Raw genomic sequence first — 22,307 nt, 5'->3', positions numbered from 1 at the left:
GGCTTTCGGGGCAAATGACCCTGCGGTCGTGGTGCCGGAAACTTTGGTCGATCCGGCGCCGCGCCCCGTGGATATCGCCCGTTATTCTGCTGCAATCGCCCCTGCCTCGGCGTCGAACGTGGCCAGGATCGCCTCGGCGCAATCGCGGCCGTCCTTGATCGCCCAGACCACCAACGACGCACCGCGTACGATGTCGCCTACCGCGTAGACGCCCGGCACATCGGTGGCGCCCGTGGTGAATTCGGTCTTGATGGTGCCCCAGCGCGTGACCGGCAGATCTGGCTCGTCCCACAATGTCGGAAGCGCCTCCGGCTCGAACCCGAGCGCCATGATGACAAGATCGGCGTCCTCGACATAGTCGGCGCCCTCAATCAGCTCGGGGGCTTGCCGACCGGTCACGTCGGGCGCGCCAAGACGCATCTTCTGCACCATGACGCCAGTTACGGGATCACCGGCAAAGCCCTTGGGCGCGCTCAACCATTCAAAGATAACACCTTCTTCTTCCGCGTTCTGCACTTCGCGCTGGCTGCCAGGCATATTGGCACGGTCCCGCCGATACAGGCACTTGACCGATGTCGCGCCCTGCCGGATCGACGTGCGCACGCAGTCCATCGCGGTATCTCCGCCACCGATCACGACCACGCGCTTGCCTTCGGCGTTCAACTCGCCGCTGTCGAATTCCGGGATTGCATCGCCAAAGCTCTTGCGGTTGCTTGCGGTCAGAAAATCAATCGCGCGCACCAGGCCCGTTGCGCCCACGCCGGGCGCTTCGATCTCACGGGTCTTGTAGACACCCGTGGCGATGATCACCGCGTCGTGCTGCGCGCGCAGATCGGCAAAGCTGACGTCTTCGCCCACATTCGTATGAAGCTTGAAGGTGACGCCGCCTTGTTCAAGCTGTTCGTTGCGCCGCATGACGACGTCTTTTTCCAGCTTGAAGCCGGGAATGCCGTAGGTCAGCAACCCGCCTGCACGGTCGTACCGGTCATAGACCGTGACCTGCACGCCGGCGCGCCGCAGTACATCCGCCGCCGCCAGCCCGCCGGGGCCCGCGCCGATGATGCCCACGGATTCGGCACGTTCCTGCGTGGGGCTGATTGGCAGGACCCAGCCTTTGTCCCATGCCGTGTCGGTGATATATTTTTCGACCGCGCCGATCGTGACCGTGCCGTGACCCGACTGCTCGATCACGCAGTTGCCTTCGCACAGGCGGTCCTGCGGGCAGATGCGACCACAGATTTCGGGAAAGGTATTGGTCGCCTGGCTGACTTCATAGGCTTCTTGCAAACGCCCCTCGGCCGTCAGGCGCAGCCAGTCGGGGATATTGTTGTGCAGCGGACAGTGGCTCTGGCAGTAGGGCACGCCGCACTGGCTGCACCGGCTCGACTGCTCCTTGGCCTTGGCTTCGGCGTATTCGGCATAAATCTCGTGGAAATCCTCGCGGCGCACGGAGGCATCACGCTTCTGAGGCATGTCACGCCCGATACTTACAAATTTCAACATAGGTTGATCAGCCACTGCAGATATCCCTTTTTCAAACGCCGGTCCGGTGCCTTTACGCGAGTTTCCGCACCAATAAAAGGCAGCAGTATTGACCTATTTAAAGATAAATTGGCCAAAAGGAACAAGTACGCAATGATTCTTGAGCTATTTTAGGTCCGTATCGGGACTAATTATTAGAATTTTGATTTCCGGGCAATCGCTTATACCACTCACAAGAACTATAACATTGGGGCAGCCACCAGTATGAGTATTTTCTACCTCTTTGTTATTGCAGCGATTCAGGGCCTGACCGAATTCCTGCCGATCTCCTCGTCGGCGCATTTGATTCTATTGCCCGCCTTGTCGGGGAACGCGGATCAGGGCCTCGCCATCGACGTGGCCGTGCATGTCGGCACGCTGTTCGCGGTCATCCTCTACTTCCGCGTGCAGGTGGCGCTCGCGGTCGCGGGCACGCTTCGCCTTGCGCGCGGGCGCGTGGACACGCCCGGCGCCTTTCTCGCGCTTTGCCTGCTGATCGCGACGATCCCGGTGATTCTGGCGGGCCTCGCGCTCAAGCTCAGCGGTCTGGACGAGGCTTTGCGCTCGGTGGCGGTGATCGGCTGGGCCATGCTGATCTTTGGGCTGGTGCTGTACTGGGCCGACAAGACCGGCACCACGCACCGCAGAGACGATCAATGGACGATGAAGCATGCTGTCTGGATGGGTGTCGCGCAGGCTGTCGCGCTGATCCCCGGTACATCGCGGTCGGGCATTACGATCACGGCCGCTCGCGCCCTGGGGTATGACCGGCAAAGCGCCGCGTCGCTGTCCATGCTGATGTCGATCCCCACGATCATCGCCTCTGGCGTTCTGCTGGGGGCGGATGTCGTGGGGGATGCCGATTGGGCGCTGGCCCGCGCCGGGCTGATCGCGGCCGCCTTTGCCTTTGTGGCAGCCTTTGCGGCGCTGGCCATCATGATGCGTCTGCTGCGCAGCGTCAGCTTCACACCCTACGTGATCTACCGGGTGATCCTTGGACTGATCCTGTTGTGGATCGCCTACACTCCCTGAGGATCAGGTCCGCAGGTTCTTGGCCGATTCCTTGATCGCGTCGTACTGGCCCGACGGGCGGAACGGCCAAAGATACTCCGGCAGCACCGACCCCATCGACACCGGCTCGATTCCCAGTTCCGCGAACCCTTTGGCGCCGTCGGCCACCACGTTGTCATGTGCAAGGTTGCGCACCTGATCGCGGGTGATCATGCCGTTGGTAAACAGCCCGAATGTCACCGACTGCAGCAGATCCAGGAAAAAGGCCATGATCTTTGCTGCGAAAAACGGAATGCCGACGATCATCCGGCGACGGTGGATCACCCCCAGCATGCGCTGCATCAGCTCGCGGAACGTTTCGACATCCGGCCCGCCAAGTTCGAAAACGCCAGTCACGTCGTTCCGCGTCAGGGCCGCTTCGGCAGCGCGGGCCACGTCATCGACATACACCGGCTGAAACCGGGTCTTCGCGCCGACCACGGGCAAAATCGGGCTAAGCCGCGTCATTCCCGCGAACCGGTTAAAGAACTGGTCCTCGGGGCCGAATACGATCGACGGGCGAAGAATGACGGCATTCGGCATATGCTCGAGCACGGCTTTTTCGCCTTCGGCCTTGGTGCGGGCATAGTCGCTACCGGAGTCCGGATCCGCGCCGATCGCGGAAATCTGGACCATCCTTGCCACACCCTGTTGCGCAGCGATACGCGCGATACGCGCCGCACCGTCCGCCTGGATTGCATCAAAGCTGTTCTTGCCGCTTTCCGCCAGAATACCCACGCAATTGACGACCGCATCGGCCCCCTGCATCACCTGTGCGACCGACGCATCGTCGCGGATATTGCAGAACACCGGCTCCACCTGACCGACGACACCGTAAGGCTTCACGAAAATGGCCTCGTTCGGTCGCCTCACAGCCACCCGCACGCGCCACCCCTGCTTGGCCATGCGCCGGGCGATGTATCGCCCGACGAACCCCGAACCGCCGTAGATCGTGACCAGCTTTGCCATCTGCGCCTCTCAACTCTGTCTTTCAGTCCGGATGTACCTGTGGGCACACCATGAAACAAGGCGCAAAAGCACGCAAGGCACTGCCGGTCATGGCTGTACGTGATCCCGGACACCCGTTGGCAGGTGTGAAAAGGCCGCGGCAAGAGCCCCTGAAAAGCGCAGGCGCCCGGCCCGATCAGGCCATCCGCCACACTGCGCGCGGAGCCATTCAAAAACCGGCGAAAAGGCGTCAAATACCGTTTGACACCACCACGCGATCCCCTTAAGTGCAGGCCTCACGACACTGGCCCAGGTGGCGGAATGGTAGACGCGCTAGCTTCAGGTGCTAGTACTCGCAAGGGTGTGGAGGTTCGAGTCCTCTCCTGGGCACCAAATTTTCGGATAACACATTGGTATGACCCCAGCTTTCAACTTGAGCTAGGGGCCGGAGACCATGTCACCCACGGTCACGGTCGTGAATGACGAGCTTTACGACCCAAGTCGTTGCATCCCAAAAGAACCCCACCACCACTGTTCCTGGCCGCGGGTCGCCTTCTCTCTGGGCAAAAGCTCCGCAAGGGTGGCTGACGCCAGAGCATGAAAAGCTGCTGACCAACTTGATGGCTACTGGTTGGTCCTGAGGTCTCAAGGTGCTTCTTTGCCGGGTAAGCATATTCTGCGGCTGCGCCATGGGTGACATCTTCGCCAGGCGCGGCGTCCACCCGGCACCGTTGTCTGCCCCGAAAGTCCGCCGCGAGCCTTTGACACCTCGCCTCGTCGAAACGATGTATGACACTCCAAAGCCGAAACCTGTGCTTCTCGAGGCTGGAGCGTTGATGCTTCATGCTGGAGCACGGAACGCGGAACGCGGAACGCGGAACGCGGAACGCGGAACGCGGAACGCGGAACGCGGAGAGACTTGGGCTTGGGCATCCCGACGCAACACCGGGCTGGCCTCGGCTTCGATTGCGCTGCTCCGGGCGCATGGCATCAAGAGCGCGGATCCGCGCGGCCCATCCCGACTTCGCCTGTCGGTCACGCTTGCCCCTCGGGCCAATTTTGTCCATGACCGGCCCCAATGCCGCGGGCCCAGCCCCCCGGGCCCCGAACGCAAGGATGAGATACCGTGACAAACCCTACCGCATCCCGCACCGCGCTTGTCACCGGGGCGGCGGGTTTCATCGGATTTCACGTCGTCCAGCGGTTGCTGGAGGATGGGTTTCAGGTGGTCGGCCTGGATGCGATGACCGAATATTACGACGTGACGCTGAAGCAGGCCCGGCTGGCGCAAATCGCCGATCACCCGGCGTTTCGCTTTGTCGAAACGCGCCTGGAGGCCCCCGGCGCCCTGCGAGGCCTGTTTGCCGCAAACCGGTTTGACGTGGTTGTGCACCTTGCCGCGCAAGCCGGGGTGCGCCAGTCGATCGACACGCCGCAGTTGTACCTCGACAGCAATATCACCGGAACGTTTGCGCTGCTCGAGGCGGCACGCGCTCACCCGCCGTCACATATCCTGCTGGCGTCCAGTTCGTCGGTCTACGGCGCCAATACCGCCATGCCCTACCGCGAAACCGACGCCGCCGATACGCCCATGTCGTTCTATGCCGCGACCAAGAAGGCAGGCGAGGCGATGGCGCATTCCTATGCCCATCTTTATGATCTGCCGACGACGGTCTTTCGGTTCTTTACCGTCTACGGCCCCTGGGGGCGGCCTGACATGGCGCCCTTCAAGTTCACCCGCGCGATCCTGAACGGTGCATCGATCGACGTCTACAACAACGGCGAAATGCGCCGCGATTTCACTTATGTCGATGACCTCGTGACCGGTATTCGTCTGCTGGCCGACACTCCGCCACAGCGCCCGGCCCTGACCGTCGGGTCTTTGGCCGGGGACAGCCTGTCGCCGGTCGCACCTTACCGGGTGGTCAATATCGGCAATGGAAAAGCCGTGCCCCTGCTGGATTTCATCGAGGCGATCGAGACCGCCACGGGCCACCGCGCTACCCGCAACCTGATGCCGATCCAACCGGGCGACGTGCCCGCGACATGGGCCGACATCACGCTGCTGCAGCGCCTCACCGGCTATGCGCCACGGGTCGATATCCAAGACGGCATAGCGCGCTTTGTCTCCTGGTATCGCGCATATTACGACACCGGGCGCTGATCCGAAAAATTCGGTCGAACTTACTTGCCGGCACTGACAGCATTGACAGCACATTGGGTAAATCACTGTCTGATGGCGCGTCGAGCCCCCGAGGAAGGGGCGCGACGACGCCTTTGACATAGCCGCAGCGATCCCCTTGGCGGGCAGGTCTTGCAGCTCTCTGGGCGGGGGTGCCTTTTTCCGCTAGGAAGGTCCAAAGACGCGCCTGGACCTCGTTTTTTGTACCAGTGGCGCGCGATGACCGGGCGGCCCGAACAGGAGAGACCACAATGAGAAAAATCTTGCTCGTGGCGGCGACACGTCCGAATTTCATCAAGATAGCGCCGCTATATCTGTGCCTGAAGGATCAGGATTGGTGCGACGTGAAGCTGGTCTATCTTGCGCAGCACCCGCCCGGGCCCATGACGACGGAAATCGCGGCCTCGCTCGGGATTGCGTCGTTCGACAAGGAAATTCTTGTCGAGGACACGCGCTCGCCCATGCATCGTCTCGGCGTTCTGGCCGAGACCTTCGCCGAATACCTGTCAGAGGAAAAACCCGACATTGTCGTCGTTCCCGGCGACGTGGATGCGTCTCTGGCGGCGACGATCGCGACCAAACGTGCGGGCATTGCCGTTGCGCATCTCGAAGCGGGCCTGCGATCCTTCGATGCGTCCATGCCGGAAGAATTGAACCGCGTACTTATCGATTCGATCGCGGACCTTCATCTGACACCTTCCAAGGCGGCGTGGGACAACCTGGTCTATGGCGAGGGCCGGTCGATCGAAACGGTGCATTTCGTCGGCAACATCATGATCGACACGCTCCGGTCCATCCACGATCCGTCATATCACCCGCAGGTGCTTGCGGAATCCGGGCTGGAACGGTTCATTTTGTGCACGTTTCACCGGCCTGCAAATGTCGATGCACCCGATGCCCTTGACCGGCTGGCGGCGATGCTGGGTCAGTTGACATCGCATCATCCCGTGCTTTTTCCGATGCATCCGCGCACCCGCCAATCCATCGAAACACATGGTCGGGGGGCCGCGTTTTTCGACCGGCCCGACCTGCATATTTGCGATCCCATCGCCTATATCGATTTCATACACCTGATCGGCCTGTCGCAATGCGTCGTGACCGATTCAGGCGGCGTTCAGGAAGAAGCCGCGTTTCTGAAACGGCACTGCTTTACCTTCCGCAACAATACCGAGCGGCCGCAGACGGTGGAATGCGGGTCGAACCACCTGATCAGTGACGCGGATTACGCACCTATCATCGCAAAGGTAACCGGGCGCCCGCACACGATCATCCGCGATATTCCGCTTTGGGACGGATTGACGTCCGAACGCGTGGCCAGCGCGTTGCGGCTTCATCCGCTGTCGTGATCCGCGCGCGGTCGCAGGCAAGGCAGTTTCGATCGGGCGCCATGCCCGGGGCGGTGCGCGTCAGCCGACCTTTCGGATCGCGCCCGATATGTCTTCGATGACGGCACGCAAAAGGTCCGCGTCCTCGCTTTCGCCCATCACACGGATCAACGCTTCGGTCCCGGACTTGCGGATCAGCAACCGGCCACCATCGCCCAGCCGCCGCGTTCCGCCGGCGATTGCATCCTGCACCGCGGCCTGTTCCAACGGCGCCGTCCCATCCGTGTAGCGAACGTTTTCCAGCATCTGCGGCACAGGGTCGAAACAGCGCACCAGCTTGCTGGCCGCTTCGCCGCTTTCCTTGAGCATCGCCAGAAACTGCAGGCCGGCGACAAGCCCGTCGCCCGTGGTCGAGAAATCGGTCATCACGATATGGCCCGATTGTTCGCCACCCATATTGAACCCCCCGGCGCGCATTTCCTCGACCACATATCGGTCGCCCACCGACGTCCGCTTCAGCGTGACACCCTGCGCGGCCAGATACCGTTCCAGCCCGAGGTTGGACATGACGGTCGCCACCAGCGTGTTGTGGTTCAGCCGCCCCTCGCTCGCCCAGCGCGTCGCCAAAAGCGCCATGAACTGATCGCCGTCGGCAACGATGCCGTTCTCGTCAATGATCACGATCCGGTCGGCATCCCCATCCAGGCAGATGCCCACGTCGGCGCCGGTTTCCAGAACTGTCTTTGCGGCCAATGCCGGGCTGGTCGATCCGCAGCCCTCGTTGATATTGTACCCGTTGGGCGAGACGCCAACCGCGACAACCTCGGCGCCCAGCTCCCACAGGACCTCGGGCGCGGCCTTGTACGCGGCACCATTGGCGCAATCCAGCACGACCTTTAGACCGCGCAGGCGCAACCGGGGCGGCATCGTCGTCTTGGCGTATTCGACATAGCGCCCGCTGGAATCGTTCAGGCGCGTCACCCGACCGATCAATTCGCTGTCCACGGACAATTCCGGGGCTTCCATCATGGCTTCGATCTCTTCCTCGACCGCATCCGACAGTTTGTAGCCGTCGGGGCCAAAGAACTTGATACCGTTGTCGTAATAGGGGTTGTGCGACGCCGAGATCATGACACCCAGGTCCGCGCGCATTGAATTGGTCAGGCGCCCGACCGCGGGCGTCGGCAGCGGCCCCAAGGCAAAGACGTCCATGCCCGCGGCGGTAAAACCGGCCGTCAGCGCGTTTTCGAGCATGTATCCCGAGCGGCGCGTGTCCTTGCCGATCACAACGCGGTGACGCTTGTCATCCTTGCTGAAGTATTTGCCGACCGCCGTGGCCAGACGAACGATGTTCGGCGCCGTCATCGGCGCGACATTGGCCCGCCCGCGCACGCCGTCAGTTCCAAATATTCTACGCGCCATTTACGGTCTCCAGATCACATCGCCAAGAATCGGACGTTCAGGGTGCAAGTCGTATCATACGTCCGCCGCCCGCTGCCACCAGTGACCGCGTGATCCCCGGGCGGCATCCCGTGATCGGCCCTTGCCCGCGGCGACGCAGGACACCGTCAGATCATCTTCCGCACCGACGGTATCGCGCCATCGCAAGGCCCAAAGTCCACGGCAGATCCGGCAGACCGCCAAAGACCTACCCCGGTGGAAGACGTCGCCGGTCTGCAGGGCGCCAAAGCGAATTCGCAAGCGACCTGCCGCATGCCGCCAGGCGCGCACCCGGCGACACCTGCGAAGCTTTTGATTTGCAATTGCATCTCAAATCCGTAACCACGGCTACATCTTGCCGGACAGGCTGTGGAAGGTCGCTGCATTGAAAATTCTTGTTGTCTTCGGGACACGCCCGGAAGCGATCAAAATGGCGCCTGTCGTGCAGCGCCTGAAGGACACGCCGGGCATTGTCACCCATGTCTGCGTGACAGCGCAGCACCGTGAAATGCTCGATCAGGTCCTGACGCTCTTTGATATCGTGCCCGATTTCGATCTGAACATCATGAAGGCCGGGCAGGACCTGACCGACATCACCACCAATATCCTTCTGGCGCTGCGCGATATTCTCATGGACGCCGGCTACGACAGGCTTTTGGTGCACGGCGACACGACCACGACCATGGCCGCGTCGCTTGCCGCGTTCTATGCAAAGGTCACCGTGGGTCATGTCGAGGCGGGGCTGCGCACCGGCAATATCAATGCGCCCTGGCCGGAGGAAATGAACCGGATGATCGTCGGGCGTGTCGCCCAGCACCATTTCGCGCCGACGCAAACGGCACGGACCAACCTGCTGGCCGAGAACGTGGACGACGACAAGATCGTCGTCACGGGCAATACCGTGATCGACGCCTTGCATCAAGTCGTTGCGCGGCTCGATGCCGATCCGGCGCTGGATGCAAAGATGCGGTCGCTCTTTCCTTTTCTTGACGCCGACAAGCGCATGGTCCTGGTCACCGGCCACCGCCGCGAGAATTTCGGCCGCGGCTTCGAAGACATCTGCAAGGCGCTCAAGGAGATCAGCCGGGAACCCGGCGTGCAGATCGTGTACCCAGTGCACCTCAATCCCAATGTACAGGGGCCGGTGAACCGCATTTTGGGCGATGCCGCGAATGTACATCTTGTGCCGCCGCAGGATTACCTGCCCTTTGTGTGGCTGATGCGCCATGCCCATATGATCATCACCGACAGCGGCGGCGTTCAGGAAGAAGCCCCCAGCCTTGGCAAGCCGGTGCTGGTCATGCGCGACACAACCGAACGCCCCGAGGCCGTGGCGGCAGGGACGGTGCGGCTGGTCGGGACCGACACCGCCACGATCCGTGACGCGGCACTGCTGCTGTTGCGCGATGCCGAGGCCCATGCCGAAATGGCCCATGCGACAAACCCCTACGGCGACGGGCGCGCGGCAGAGCGGATTGCCGCCGCGCTGCGTGCGTCCTGACCCGGGGCACGCGGGTGCAAACCATGACACCGATGCAAGGACAGTCTTTGGATGTTTGAACGAATTTCGATGATCGGGCTGGGATATATCGGCCTGCCGACGGCGGCGGTTTTCGCGGCCTATGGCACCAACGTGATCGGTGTGGACATTGACCCCCACGTGGTCGACACGATCAATGCCGGCAAGGTTCCGATGGTCGAACCCGAACTGGACGGGATCGTGCACAAGGCGGTGGCCGGCGGCATGCTGCGCGCCACCCTGACACCGGAACCGGCCGAAGCGTTCATCATCGCCGTGCCGACGCCCTTCAAGACGGCGCACGAGCCCGACCTGAGCTTTATCCAATCCGCGTGTGCCATGATCGCACCCGTTCTCGAGGCCGGCAATCTGGTCATACTGGAGAGCACCTCGCCCATCGGCGCCACCGAACAACTGGCTGGCTGGCTGGCCGAGGCCCGCCCCGATCTGAGCTTTCCGCAGGACGCAGGCGACGAAGCGGACGTACAGGTCGCCCATTGCCCTGAACGGGTGCTGCCCGGTCGCGTGGTGCGTGAACTTGTGGACAATGACCGCATCATCGGCGGCATGAGCGCACGCGCCAGCGAAATGGCCGTGGCGATGTACAAGCAGGTGGTACGCGGCGATTGCGTCGTGACCGATGCGCGCACCGCCGAGATGTGCAAGCTGACGGAAAACAGCAGCCGGGATGTGCAGATCGCCTTTGCCAACGAATTGTCCATCATCTGCGACAAGGTCGGCATCGACGTCTGGGAACTGATTTCGCTGGCCAACCGGCATCCGCGCGTCAACATCCTGCAACCCGGTGCGGGCGTGGGCGGACATTGCATCGCGGTCGATCCGTGGTTCATCGTGGCGTCCGCCCCGGACGAGGCCAAGCTGATCCGTGCCGCACGCCTGCGCAACGACGACAAGCCGGAATGGGTGCTGAAGAAAGGCCGCGACGCGATACTGGATGTGCTGTCGGGCGCGCCATCGCGGTCGATGTCGGATATCAAGGTGGCCTGCCTGGGCCTTGCCTTCAAACCCGATATCGACGATCTGCGCGAAAGCCCCGCGGTGCAGATCGTTCGGGGGTTCGGCGATCTTGGCTGTCAAGTGCTCGCGGTGGAGCCGCATATCACCGCCCTGCCCGCCGGTTTCGACGGAAAACCCGTGGTCCTGACCCCTCTGGATCAGGCGCTTGAACAGGCCGATGTGGTCTGTGTTCTGGTCAGGCATACGGTCTTTGCCGGGCTGCGAGACCGCTTGCCGGACGGCGTCACATTGGTGGATGTGGTCGGGCTTTGACCGGATTGGGCGGCGTCCCAAACAGATGTCGCAACCGCAAGGCGCAGCGCGGATCCAGTTCAACCGATACGCCGCGTTTTGCGCAAGGCCCGGCACGCGTGCGTGTTCCTTCGCCTTGGGAGGATCGACGCCCTGAAGTCGAGAAGCAGCGCCTTTACCTCGAATTTTTGGCGATTTTTGCTCGGGTTTTCGGAAGCCTGGCAAGAAAATCGTAAGAGTTTTGAGTGCACATTCCGTCAACAGTTTTTGGAGGCCTCATGTTCGACACTGATTCTCCCAGTGATCTGGCGCAGTTATTCGACCATTTTTCGGTGCCGATGTTTGCCGCCGAACGCCCAGCGTCAGATGCGGAATTTTCCCTTCTGTGCATCAACAAGGCCCATGAGAAAGCGTCCGGCTTCCGGTGTTCCGACCTTAGGGGGAAAACACTCGGTCAACTTTTGTCAGCGGAAGAGGCATTGGAGGTGAACCGGAGATATGCCGCCTGTGCGGATGCGCGCGCCGATCTGCGTTACCGCGAAACGCTGAGCATGGGAAAGGGTCCGCAGAACTGGGACACATCGCTGCAACATATCGCGATGCCCGGCGGACGGGACCGGGTCATCGGCACATCTTTGTTGGTGACGCATCAGTCGGTGCAGCCATCCAACCCGGCGGCGTTTGACGATATCCAGTACTTTTCCTCGATCGCGGACCTGCAATTGCAAAACCTGATCACCGTCTTCGAAGGGGCGACCCAAGGCGGCATGTTCACCGACGAGAACACACAGCGTGTCGCCAAGCTGAACAGCATTTGCCGCACCGTTCAACGTGCGGTATATGATATCAAGGATGTGATCAAAAAGACCAAGATGAATAGCAAATACGCGCCCGCAGGCGCTTTGATCAACGAAACCTCGCCAACGGTCGAGGGTCTTGAGGGGATCGGCGAAAACACCCTGAGGGCGCTGTACGAATATGCCGTTGATGACACCGCGCAGCACAATTGACCACCGCCCCGGCGCAGATGTGTTACGGATTTTCGCGCCAATCCTAAAAACGGTAACATTTACGTTGATCTGCCGATCAGAATGAGCTAGTTTTCCCGCAAATGGGAGAACGAAATGCAAGCTTTTATCTGTGATGCGCAGCGAACGCCAATCGGGCGCTATGGCGGCGCTCTGTCCACTGTTCGCGCCGACGATCTGGCCGCCGTGCCGATTGCCGCCCTGATGGCGCGCAATCCCGACGTCGATTGGTCGCGTATCGACGATGTGATCATGGGCTGCGCCAACCAGGCCGGCGAAGACAACCGCAACGTGGCGCGTATGGCGTCCCTGCTGGCGGGGCTGCCCACGGATGTGCCGGGTGCCACGATCAACCGCCTTTGCGCCTCCGGCATGGATGCGGTCGGCTCGGCCGCGCGGGCCATCCGCGCGGGCGACATGGACATCGCGATTGCAGGTGGCGTCGAAAGCATGAGCCGTGCGCCCTTTGTGATGCCGAAATCCGAAACGGCCTTCGGCCGCGCGAACGCGGTCTATGACACCACCATCGGCTGGCGGTTCGTGAACCCGCGGATGAAGGCGGACTACGGCGTCGATTCGATGCCGGAAACCGCCGATAACGTCGCCGAAGACCACAAGGTCAGCCGCGCGGATCAGGATGCTTTCGCGTTGCGCAGTCAGCAGCGCTGGGATGCCGCGCACAAGGCCGGTGTCTTTGCCGAGGAAATCACCCCCGTCACCATCCCGCAGCGCCGCGGCGATCCGGTCATCGTGGACACCGACGAACACCCCCGCCCCGACACGTCGCCAGCGGCCTTGGCCAAGTTGCGCGCGATCAACGGACCCGATCTGACCGTGACGGCCGGCAACGCGTCTGGCGTGAACGACGGCGCCGCCGCGATGCTGATCGCCACCGAGGACGCCGCCAAGCAACACGGCCTGACACCGATGGCCCGCGTGGTCGCCATGTCGGCGGCGGGCGTTGCCCCGCGCGTCATGGGCATCGGCCCCATCCCGGCCAGCGAAAAGGTTCTTGCCCGCGCCGGACTGACTATCGACCAGATGGACGTGATCGAACTGAACGAGGCATTCGCCAGTCAGGGGCTTGCCACGCTGCGCGCCCTTGGCGTGGCCGACGATGCCCCCCATGTTAATGCCAACGGCGGCGCCATCGCGATCGGGCACCCCTTGGGCATGTCGGGGGCGCGTCTGGTCATGTCGGCGGCCTACCAGCTCAAGCGCACCGGCGGTCGCTATGCGCTGTGCACGATGTGCGTCGGCGTCGGGCAAGGCGTCGCCCTCATTCTGGAACGTGTGTGAAGGAGACCCTGAAATGTATGCGCAAATGATCAAATCGACCGGCGAGGGTGTCAAATCCCTCGACGAGATGGACCCGCAGGAGCGCGCCTTTCAGGAGCGCATCAATGCCAACGACAAGATCGAACCGAAGGATTGGATGCCCGACGGCTATCGCAAGAACCTGATCCGCCAGATCGGCCAGCACGCGCATTCCGAAATCGTCGGTCAATTGCCCGAAGGCAACTGGATAACCCGCGCGCCCACGCTTGAGCGCAAGGCGATCTTGCTGGCCAAGGTGCAGGACGAGGCGGGGCACGGGCTTTACCTCTATTGCGCGGCCGAAACACTGGGCGTGAGCCGCGACCAGATGACCCGCGATCTGTTGTCGGGCAAGATGAAATACAGCTCGATCTTCAATTATCCAACGCTCACCTGGGCCGACATGGGTGCCGTTGGCTGGCTGGTTGATGGTGCGGCGATCATGAACCAGGTGCCGCTGCAACGAACGTCCTATGGCCCCTATGCGCGTGCGATGGTGCGTATCTGCAAGGAGGAATCGTTCCACCAGCGGCAGGGCTACGACATCATGATGAAGATGGCGAACGGTACAGAGGCGCAGCGCAAGATGGCGCAGGACGCGCTTAACCGGTTCTGGGGGCCGTCGCTGATGATGTTCGGGCCGTCGGACGAAAATTCGGTCCATTCGGCGCAGTCGATGGCATGGAAGATCAAGATGAATTCGAACGACGAATTGCGCCAGAAATTCGTCGATCAAACAGTGCCGCAGGCCGAATACCTGGGCCTGACCGTGCCGGATGACACTCTCAGGTGGAACGAAGAGCGCGGGCATTACGATTTCGCGCAGCCCGATTGGGATGAGTTTTTTGACGTCCTCAAGGGCAACGGCCCGTGCAACACCGAACGGCTCGAGGCGCGCAACAAGGCATGGGACGAAGGCCGCTGGGTCCGTGAGGGCCTGTTGGCCCACGCGGCGAAAAAGCGCGCCGCGGCGGCCCAAGTGGCAGCGGAGTAACTGACATGAGCAGCCCGGAATCCAGTTCATACGATGGCACCGAAAATGTCGAGCACGGCAAGGCACGCCCGACCGAATGGCCGCTTTGGGAAATCTTCATCCGTGGTCAACACGGGCTGAGCCATCGCCACGTCGGCAGCCTGCATGCGCCCGACGCCGAAATGGCGATCAAGAACGCTCGCGATGTCTATACCCGCCGCAACGAGGGCGTCAGCATCTGGGCCGTCGAGGCCTGCAAGATCGCTGCGTCCTCGCCCGAGGAAAAAGGCCCGCTATACGAGCCCGCGAACGCCAAGGTGTACCGCCACCCGACGTTTTTCGACATCCCCGATGACGTAGGTGCGATGTGACCCAGCCGCAGTTCGAATTCCTGACCCGGCTCGGCGACAACACCCTCGTCCTGGGCCACCGCGTGTCCGAATGGTGCGGCCATGCCCCGGTGCTCGAAGAGGATATCGCCCTCGCCAACACGGCGCTCGACCTGATCGGCCAGACGCAGCTTTGGCTTGGCCTCGCCGGTGAGGTCGAAGGCAAGGGCCGCGATGCCGACACGCTGGCCTTTCACCGCGATGTCTGGGATTTCCGCAGCCTTCTTCTGGTGGAACAGCCAAACGGTGATTTCGGTCAGACAATGATGCGGCAATTCCTGTTCGATGCGTGGCATTCGAACTACCTCGCTCAGTTGATGGACAGCAGCGACAGCAGGATCGCGGCCATCGCCGAGAAATCCACCAAGGAGGTCACCTATCATCTTGAGCGGTCTTCAGACACGGTGATCGGGCTGGGCGACGGGACCGAGGAAAGCCACGTGCGGATGCAAAAGGCGCTTGACCGGTTGTGGCCCTTCGTCGGCGAAATGTTCGTTTCGGATGAAGTCGATGCCGCGATGGTCGCCGAGGGGATCGCCCCTGACCCGGCAAGCCTTCGGGGTGAATTCGACACGCTGGTGAACAACGTCCTGACCGCCGCGACACTGACCCGTCCGCAAGATGATTTCGCCCACAAGGGCGGCAAGACCGGTGGGCGGCACACCGAACACCTGGGCCATATGCTGACCCAGATGCAGTGGCTGCAACGCGCCTATCCGGATGCGTCATGGTAACCGATCACCCCAGCGTGCAAACGATCTGGACCTGGCTCGACCAAGTGCCTGATCCGGAAATCCCGGCGATTTCGCTCGTCGATCTGGGTATCATCCGCGATGTCGCATGGGTGGACGACACGCTTGAAGTGACCGTGACGCCGACCTATTCGGGCTGCCCCGCCACCAGCATCATCAACCTCGATGTCGAAGCCGCCCTGCGTGAACATGGGATTCAGCACCTGAGGCTGAAACGGCAGTTGTCGCCCGCCTGGACAACCGACTGGATGACCGAAAAGGGCCGTTCAAAGCTTGAAGCCTATGGAATTGCACCGCCGCAGCCCTCTGGCGGGCCCAAGCAATGCCCGCGCTGCAAATCACCCCATCTCGAGCGGATAAGCCAATTCGGCTCGACTCCGTGCAAGGCGCAATGGCGCTGCACCGACTGTCTGGAACCCTTTGACTATTTCAAGTGCCACTGACTCATGAGCAAATTTCACCCCCTCACCGTCACCGATATTCATCACACCATCCGCGATGCCGTGGTGCTGACCCTTGAACCTCGGGATCCGGAACCATTCGATTTCATCCAGGGGCAATACCTGACCTTCAAGCAGGATTTCGACGGGACCGAATTGCGCCGCAACTATTCGATCTGCGCGGGCCTTGACGATGGCGTGTTGCAGGTCGGGATCAAACGGGTCGAAGGCGGGGCGTTCTCGACCTTTGCCAACGAACGGCTCAAGGTCGGCGATACGCTGCAGGCGATGCCGCCGATGGGCAAGTTTCACACCCCGATCGAACCGGAGCGCGCCAAGAATTACCTGGGCTTTGCGGGCGGGTCGGGGATCACCCCGGTGCTGTCGATCCTGAAAACAGTGCTGAAGCGCGAGCCGAAATCGACCTTTACGCTGGTCTATGCCAATCGCGCGGTGAACACGATCATGTTCCGCGAGGAACTCGAAGATCTCAAGAACCGCTACATGGGGCGCCTGACCATCATTCACATGCTTGAATCCGGTCAGGACATGGAACTGTTCACCGGTCGCGTCGATCAGGAGAAATGCGACCAGTTGTTCAAGCACTGGGTCGATATCCAAGGCATGGACACCGCGTTCATCTGCGGGCCAGAGCCGATGATGCTGGCCATCGCCGAGGCTCTGAAATCGCACGGCCTGACCGAGGATCAGATCAAGTTCGAACTGTTCGGCGAAAGCCAGCAGGGACGGCTGGCCAAGCAGGCCATCACCGACCGCGCCGCGGACACAGCCGGAACGGACGCCCGGGTGACCGCCGACGGCGTGACCCGGTCGTTCAAGATGCCGCGCAACCAGTCGGTGCTCGAAGCGGCGCTGGAAAACAGCCTCGAAGCGCCGTTCGCCTGCAAGGCGGGCGTCTGTTCGACCTGCAAGGCCAAGGTGCTTGAAGGCGAGTTCGAAATGCTCTCCAATCACGCGCTGGAGGATTACGAGGTCGAGGCCGGTTATGTCCTGACCTGCCAGTGCTACCCGCTGAGCGATACCATCGTCGTGGATTACGACACCCACTGACCCCAACCGACCGGAGCCCCCCCATGCCCAAAGACGCCGCAGCCCGCGACATTCACAGCTTTGCCGCCGGGCAATGGGTCGCCCCCGGTTCGGGCGCGCGCAGTATCGCCAGCGCCATTACGGGCGATGTGATCGCGCAGGCCGGTAATGACGCGCTCGATGTCCAGGGAATGCTGGGTCACGCACGGGATCTGGGCGGGCCGAACCTGCGCAGGCTGACCTTTCATGACCGCGCTCGCATGCTCAAGGCGCTGGCGCTGCATCTGAAAGAACATCGGCAAACGCTCTATGATCTGTCATTCGATACCGGCGCCACCCAGGCCGATCACATGATCGACATCGACGGCGGGATCGGCACGATGCTTGTCTTTGCCTCCAAGGGTCGGCGCGAAATGCCGGACGGGCATGTGTTTCTCGATGGCCCGCCAGAGCAGCTGGGCCGGTCCGGTGCGTTCATGGGCCGGCACGTCGCGACGCCCCTGCGCGGTGCCGCCGTACACATCAACGCCTTCAACTTTCCGGTCTGGGGGATGCTTGAGAAACTTGCTCCCGCCCTGCTGGCCGGCATGCCCGCCATCGTGAAGCCCGCCACCGCGACATCCTATGTCACCGAAGCCTGCGTGCGCCTGATGCTCGAAAGCGGCCTGTTGCCCGAGGGCGCGCTGCAACTGGTCAGCGGTGGTTTGGGCGACATGCTCGATCACCTCGATTGCCAGGACGTTGTCGGCTTTACCGGATCTGCCGATACCGCGCTGAAACTGCGGTCCAACCTGCATCTGTTGAAAAACAGCGTGCGTTTCATGGCCGAGCAGGACAGCCTGAACGCGACCGTGCTGGGCCCCGACGCCACAGCCGGCACGCCGGAATTCAATCTGTTCGTCAAGGAAATCACCCGCGAGATGACTGCCAAGGCCGGGCAGAAATGCACCGCCATCCGGCGCATCATGGCCCCGGCACCCCAGATCGACGCGCTGATCGCCGCACTTGGCGAGCGATTGGCCAAGACCCGTATCGGCGACCCCCGGCTTGAGAGCACGGGCATGGGCGCGCTGGTGTCGAATGGCCAAAAACGCGATGTGCTTGAAAAAGCCGCCCTGATCCACGCCGAAGCGGAGCGTGTCTTTGGCGACCCGAACCAATTCGAGGTGGATGGGGCGGACGCGGCAAAGGGGGCATTCCTGCCGCCGATGCTGTTTCATTGCGCCGATCCGGACACTGCCCAACGCGTGCACGATACCGAGGCTTTCGGCCCCGTATCCACGATCATGCCCTACCGCGATCCGGATCATGCGGTCGCGCTGCTTAATCGTGGCAAGGGGTCGCTGGTGGCCTCTGTCATCACTCGTGACGGCGACATGGCGCGCCAGATGGTCGAGGGCGCAGGCGCGTTTCACGGGCGCCTGTATTTCAATAACCGCGACAGCATGGCCGAGGCGACAGGCCACGGCGCCCCCCTGCCGCACATGGTTCACGGCGGCCCCGGTCGCGCGGGCGGTGGCGAGGAACTGGGCGGGATCCGCGGCGTGATGCATTACATGCAACGCACCGCCGTACAGGGCAGCCCCGATATCCTGACCGCGGTCGGCGGACAATGGGTTCCCGGCGCAACCGAAATCACCGACCGCGCCCACCCCTTTACGCGCACCTTTACCGCGCTGGACATCGGCGAGACGTTCCATTCGCCCAGCCGCGAGGTCACACTGGACGACATAGAGACATTCGCCCATTTCACCGGCGATACCTTCTATGCCCATATGGATGATACCGCGGCGGCCGCAAACCCGTTCTTTCCCGGCCGTGTCGCCCATGGGTACCTGCTGCTCAGCTTTGCCGCCGGCCTGTTCGTGCAGCCCGATCCCGGCCCTGTTCTGGCCAACACCGGCCTTGATAACCTGCGCTTCAAGGCCCCTGTCCAAGCGGGCGACAGCGTCAAGGTGCACTTGACGGTCAAGGCCAAGACCCCTCGGAAGGACGACTATGGCGAGGTCCGCTGGCACGTGACGCTGACCAATCAGAACGACGAAGCGGTGGCAGAGTACGAACTGCTGACGATGAATGCAGTCTGACGCCTTTCAAGATGTGACCGCCGCGCTGGCCCGTCTGGGCGGACAAAGGGTCTGGTCGCTTCTGGTGTCGGTCTTTGGTGATCTGGCCCAGGCGCGGGGCGAGGCGATCGACGGGCCGGTGTTGTCAGCGATCATGTCCGAGATGGGCATCCGCCCCGAGGCGACGCGCGTGGCATTGCACCGCTTGCGCAACGATGGCTGGATTGCGTCCGAGAAATCCGGCCGTACCAGCCGCCACAGCCTGACCGCGCTTGGCCGGACCGAAAGCGCCGCCGCCAGTCCGCGCATCTATGGCACACCTGTGGAAGACGCGGACGATTGGCACATGGTGCTCACTGAAAACGGCGATGCGAACATGCGGGCGCAGATGCACACAAAGGGCTTTGTCCTTGTCATGCCCCGGCTTTATATCGGGGCCGCCAGCGCGACGCCGCCCAACGACGCGATGGTGCTGACCGGCGAAACCGTTCCCGACTGGCTGCGCGCGCAGATCACGCCCCAGAACCTGACGGCGGACTACGAGGCGCTGGCGCCGATCCTCGCCGACATCGACGAACGTCTGCCTCGCTCCGCCGGGATCTCGCCGCTGCAAAGTGCCGTTCTGCGCTGTCTGATTGTCCACAACTGGCGGCGTATCGCCCTCAAACATCCCAGATTGCCGCGCATACTCTATCCCGAAAACTGGGCCGGGACCACCTGTCACGTCCTCGTCGCGCGCCTTCTGTACCGGTTTCCGCGCCCACACATGAGCCAGATCACCGGCCCGTGACACATCAGGCGCAAGCGACGCTTTCCCAGATGGAAAAGGCGCTATATAGGGATGCAATGACAAATCATCTATATCAGAACGACCTTCCCGACGGCGTTGACCTTGGGCCCGTCGTGGCCATCGATTGCGAAACAATGGGGCTGCATCCGCACCGCGACAGGCTGTGTGTCGTGCAACTTTCCGGCGGTGACGGCAACGCGCATATGATCCAGATCGCCAAGGGTCAGACGCAGGCGCCTAATTTGTGCGCGCTGCTGGAAAATCCCGATGTGCTCAAGCTGTTTCACTTTGGCCGGTTCGACATTGCCGCGATGCTGAATGCCTTTGGCGCGACCGCAACGCCGGTCTATTGCACCAAGATCGCCAGCCGATTGATCCGCACCTACACGGATCGGCACGGGCTGGCCAAGTTGTTGCAGGAGCTTTTGGGCATCGACATCTCAAAGCAGCAGCAAAGCAGCGACTGGGGCGCAGAGACCCTGACGGACGCGCAGCTCGACTATGCGGCGTCGGACGTCTTGTACCTGCATCGCCTGCGCGACGAGTTGAACAAACGGCTGGACCGCGAGGGCCGTATGGAGATCGCTCAGGCCTGTTTCGATTTCCTGCCGATGCGGGCGCGCCTTGATCTGGAAGGGTGGCCCGAGACGGACATCTTTGCCCACGCATGAGCACCCCGTTTCTTGACACCGCCCGCCGGGTGATCCGCATCGAAACCGATGCCTTGCGCCAACTCGAAGCCGCCCTCGACCAAAGCTTTGACCGCGCCGTCGAATTGATGCTGGGCGCAAAGGGCCGGATCATCGTCTGCGGCATGGGCAAATCTGGCCATATCGCCCGCAAGATCGCGGCAACGCTGGCCAGCACCGGAACGCCCGCGCATTTCGTGCACCCCGCCGAAGCCAGCCACGGCGACCTGGGCATGCTGAGCCCCGGCGACGTGGTTCTGGTGCTGTCAAATTCCGGCGAGACGCCCGAACTGGCCGATGTGATCGCCTATACCCGACGCTTTTCGATCCCGATGATCGGAGTGGCCAGCCGCCCCGACAGCACGCTGTTGCGCCAATCCGACGTGGCGCTTGTGCTGCCACAGGCCGAGGAAGCCTGCGGAACCGGGATCGTGCCGACCTCTTCGACAACGATGACGCTTGCGCTGGGCGATGCGCTGGCCGTGGCCCTGATGGAGCATCGCGCCTTTACGCCTGAACATTTCCGCGAGTTTCATCCCGGTGGCAAACTGGGTGCGCGGCTAAGCCGGGTCGCCGATCTGATGCACATCGGCAAGGCGCTGCCGCTGGTGCGTCAATCCACTCAGATGTCCGACGCCCTGATCGAGATCAGTCAAAAGGGGTTCGGCGTTGTCGGTGTCACCGATGATGACGGCCTGCTGCGGGGGATCATCACCGATGGCGACCTGCGCCGCCATATGGATGGGCTGCTGTCGCTGACGGCCGCCGACGTGATGACGCATGCACCGACCACCCTGCCGCCGCACGCCCTGGCAGAGCAGGCCGTCGGCGTGATGAACACCCGCAAGATCACCTGCCTTTTCGTGGTCGATCCCGATGGGCCGGCAACACCGCAAGGGCTGCTGCATATCCACGACTGCCTGCGCGTCGGGCTGGGGTGACCCGCCATGAGGGGGGACAGGTATTCGCGGATCGTCGCCTTGCTCAAGGTGGTTCTGCCGCTGATGGCGCTGGCGCTTTTGTCCACGCTCTTTTTGCTGTCGCGCCGCATTGATCCGACTGCGTCCATCCCGTTCGCGGATACCGAAGTGCAGGACAGGCTAAGCGGTCAGCAGGTCACCGGACCCTATTTCGCGGGAACGACCGCAAATGGCGACCGGCTGTCATTTGCCGCCGATACGCTGACATCGCCGCAAGGGCAGACCGGCGGGCACGACGCCCGACAGGTCATTGCACAGGTCGATCTGGTGACCGGTGCCCAGATCAACCTGAAATCCGATCTGGGCAAATTCGACCTGGGGCGCGATGTGACATCGCTGTCCGGGAACGTCGTCGTCACGACGTCGACAGGTTACCGGATCGAGACCGACGCCTTGCAGACCAAGATGTCGGAACTGGACATCAGGACACCCGGCGAGATCAGGGCAAACAGCCCGATTGGCACCGTGACCGCCGGGCAGATGCACCTTTATTCGCCTGCGCCAAACGACCCCGCCCAATTGATTTTCACAAACGGCGTGAAGCTGATATACGTTCCCAAACAGGTGAAAGAATAAGCC

At 62.2% G+C, this 22,307-nt stretch carries 20 protein-coding genes and 1 tRNA gene; 18 read left to right on the top strand and 3 right to left on the bottom strand.

Translation table 11 applies throughout. The features are described from left to right. Positions 1-81: 81 nt before the first annotated feature. Positions 82-1,518 (bottom strand): NAD(P)-dependent oxidoreductase, encoded by a 1,437-nt coding sequence (locus tag FDT80_RS10460; RefSeq protein ID WP_138662223.1) that lies wholly within the window; start codon positions 1,516-1,518, stop codon positions 82-84. Between the two features lie 228 nt (positions 1,519-1,746). Between FDT80_RS10460 and FDT80_RS10455 the strand changes: the two genes are divergently transcribed. Then, on the top strand, positions 1,747-2,553 hold the full coding sequence (locus FDT80_RS10455; protein ID WP_138662222.1) for an undecaprenyl-diphosphate phosphatase: 807 nt from the start codon (positions 1,747-1,749) through the stop codon (positions 2,551-2,553). Between the two features lie 3 nt (positions 2,554-2,556). Here the strand turns inward: FDT80_RS10455 and FDT80_RS10450 are convergent, their stop codons facing one another. Continuing rightward, positions 2,557-3,540 carry a complex I NDUFA9 subunit family protein gene (locus FDT80_RS10450; RefSeq protein ID WP_138662221.1) on the bottom strand — a complete coding sequence of 328 codons (984 nt, stop codon included), beginning with the start codon at positions 3,538-3,540 and terminating at the stop codon, positions 2,557-2,559. A gap of 286 nt (positions 3,541-3,826) precedes the next feature. On the opposite strand from FDT80_RS10450, the gene FDT80_RS10445 reads away from it, so the two are divergent. The 3 genes from FDT80_RS10445 (at position 3,827) to wecB (FDT80_RS10435) (ending at position 7,047) form a co-directional block, all read left to right on the top strand. Further along, positions 3,827-3,912, top strand: a tRNA-Leu gene (locus FDT80_RS10445). Positions 3,913-4,645: 733 nt separating this feature from the next. After that, positions 4,646-5,683, top strand: coding sequence for an NAD-dependent epimerase/dehydratase family protein (locus FDT80_RS10440; RefSeq protein ID WP_138662220.1), 1,038 nt, complete (start codon positions 4,646-4,648; stop codon positions 5,681-5,683). A 269-nt stretch (positions 5,684-5,952) separates the two neighbouring features. Further along, positions 5,953-7,047, top strand: a complete 1,095-nt coding sequence (gene wecB, locus FDT80_RS10435; RefSeq protein WP_138662219.1) for a non-hydrolyzing UDP-N-acetylglucosamine 2-epimerase — start codon at positions 5,953-5,955, stop codon at positions 7,045-7,047. Between the two features lie 60 nt (positions 7,048-7,107). Here wecB (FDT80_RS10435) and glmM read toward each other — a convergent pair whose 3' ends face one another. Beyond that, a complete protein-coding gene (gene glmM, locus FDT80_RS10430; RefSeq protein WP_138662218.1) occupies positions 7,108-8,448 on the bottom strand; it encodes a phosphoglucosamine mutase in 1,341 nt (446 codons plus the stop codon). Positions 8,449-8,821: 373 nt separating this feature from the next. Between glmM and wecB (FDT80_RS10425) the strand changes: the two genes are divergently transcribed. From wecB (FDT80_RS10425) to lptC, 14 genes are all read left to right on the top strand, one after another. Beyond that, the gene (gene wecB, locus FDT80_RS10425) at positions 8,822-9,967 is read left to right on the top strand and encodes a non-hydrolyzing UDP-N-acetylglucosamine 2-epimerase (protein WP_342777646.1); all 1,146 of its coding nucleotides are present in this window, start codon (positions 8,822-8,824) and stop codon (positions 9,965-9,967) included. Positions 9,968-10,018: 51 nt separating this feature from the next. After that, positions 10,019-11,275 (top strand): UDP-N-acetyl-D-mannosamine dehydrogenase, encoded by a 1,257-nt coding sequence (gene wecC, locus FDT80_RS10420; protein WP_138662216.1) that lies wholly within the window; start codon positions 10,019-10,021, stop codon positions 11,273-11,275. A gap of 224 nt (positions 11,276-11,499) precedes the next feature. Next, the gene (locus tag FDT80_RS10415) at positions 11,500-12,264 is read left to right on the top strand and encodes a hypothetical protein (protein WP_138662215.1); all 765 of its coding nucleotides are present in this window, start codon (positions 11,500-11,502) and stop codon (positions 12,262-12,264) included. Between the two features lie 114 nt (positions 12,265-12,378). Next, positions 12,379-13,581, top strand: coding sequence for a 3-oxoadipyl-CoA thiolase (gene pcaF, locus FDT80_RS10410; RefSeq protein WP_138662214.1), 1,203 nt, complete (start codon positions 12,379-12,381; stop codon positions 13,579-13,581). A 13-nt stretch (positions 13,582-13,594) separates the two neighbouring features. Beyond that, positions 13,595-14,593: a 1,2-phenylacetyl-CoA epoxidase subunit PaaA gene (gene paaA / locus FDT80_RS10405; RefSeq protein ID WP_138662213.1), complete on the top strand. Its 999-nt coding sequence runs from the start codon at positions 13,595-13,597 to the stop codon at positions 14,591-14,593. Positions 14,594-14,598: 5 nt separating this feature from the next. After that, complete coding sequence (paaB, locus tag FDT80_RS10400) at positions 14,599-14,943, top strand: 1,2-phenylacetyl-CoA epoxidase subunit PaaB (RefSeq protein WP_138662212.1); 345 nt, start codon at positions 14,599-14,601, stop codon at positions 14,941-14,943. Beyond that, positions 14,940-15,695 carry a 1,2-phenylacetyl-CoA epoxidase subunit PaaC gene (gene paaC, locus FDT80_RS10395; RefSeq protein WP_138662211.1) on the top strand — a complete coding sequence of 252 codons (756 nt, stop codon included), beginning with the start codon at positions 14,940-14,942 and terminating at the stop codon, positions 15,693-15,695. The genes paaB and paaC overlap by 4 nt, the downstream gene beginning before the upstream one ends. Further along, entirely contained in the window at positions 15,689-16,156 is a 468-nt protein-coding gene (paaD, locus tag FDT80_RS10390; protein ID WP_138662210.1) for a 1,2-phenylacetyl-CoA epoxidase subunit PaaD, read from the top strand. The genes paaC and paaD overlap by 7 nt, the downstream gene beginning before the upstream one ends. A 3-nt stretch (positions 16,157-16,159) precedes the next feature. Next, positions 16,160-17,224 carry a 2Fe-2S iron-sulfur cluster-binding protein gene (locus FDT80_RS10385; RefSeq protein WP_138662209.1) on the top strand — a complete coding sequence of 355 codons (1,065 nt, stop codon included), beginning with the start codon at positions 16,160-16,162 and terminating at the stop codon, positions 17,222-17,224. A gap of 23 nt (positions 17,225-17,247) precedes the next feature. Continuing rightward, positions 17,248-19,290, top strand: coding sequence for a phenylacetic acid degradation bifunctional protein PaaZ (paaZ, locus tag FDT80_RS10380; protein WP_138662208.1), 2,043 nt, complete (start codon positions 17,248-17,250; stop codon positions 19,288-19,290). Then, positions 19,280-20,059 (top strand): PaaX family transcriptional regulator C-terminal domain-containing protein, encoded by a 780-nt coding sequence (locus FDT80_RS10375; protein WP_138662207.1) that lies wholly within the window; start codon positions 19,280-19,282, stop codon positions 20,057-20,059. The genes paaZ and FDT80_RS10375 overlap by 11 nt, the downstream gene beginning before the upstream one ends. 56 nt (positions 20,060-20,115) lie before the next feature. Next, positions 20,116-20,730, top strand: a complete 615-nt coding sequence (locus FDT80_RS10370; protein ID WP_138662206.1) for a ribonuclease D — start codon at positions 20,116-20,118, stop codon at positions 20,728-20,730. After that, positions 20,727-21,689 (top strand): KpsF/GutQ family sugar-phosphate isomerase, encoded by a 963-nt coding sequence (locus FDT80_RS10365; protein ID WP_138662205.1) that lies wholly within the window; start codon positions 20,727-20,729, stop codon positions 21,687-21,689. The genes FDT80_RS10370 and FDT80_RS10365 overlap by 4 nt, the downstream gene beginning before the upstream one ends. A gap of 6 nt (positions 21,690-21,695) precedes the next feature. Next, a complete protein-coding gene (lptC, locus tag FDT80_RS10360) occupies positions 21,696-22,304 on the top strand; it encodes an LPS export ABC transporter periplasmic protein LptC (RefSeq protein ID WP_138662204.1) in 609 nt (202 codons plus the stop codon). Positions 22,305-22,307 lie beyond the last annotated feature (3 nt).

Source organism: Sulfitobacter sabulilitoris, from assembly GCF_005887615.1.
Lineage (GTDB): Bacteria > Pseudomonadota > Alphaproteobacteria > Rhodobacterales > Rhodobacteraceae > Sulfitobacter_E > Sulfitobacter_E sabulilitoris.
The sequence above is the reverse complement of the archived record's forward strand: the minus strand, read 5'-3'. Positions and strand labels throughout refer to the sequence as shown.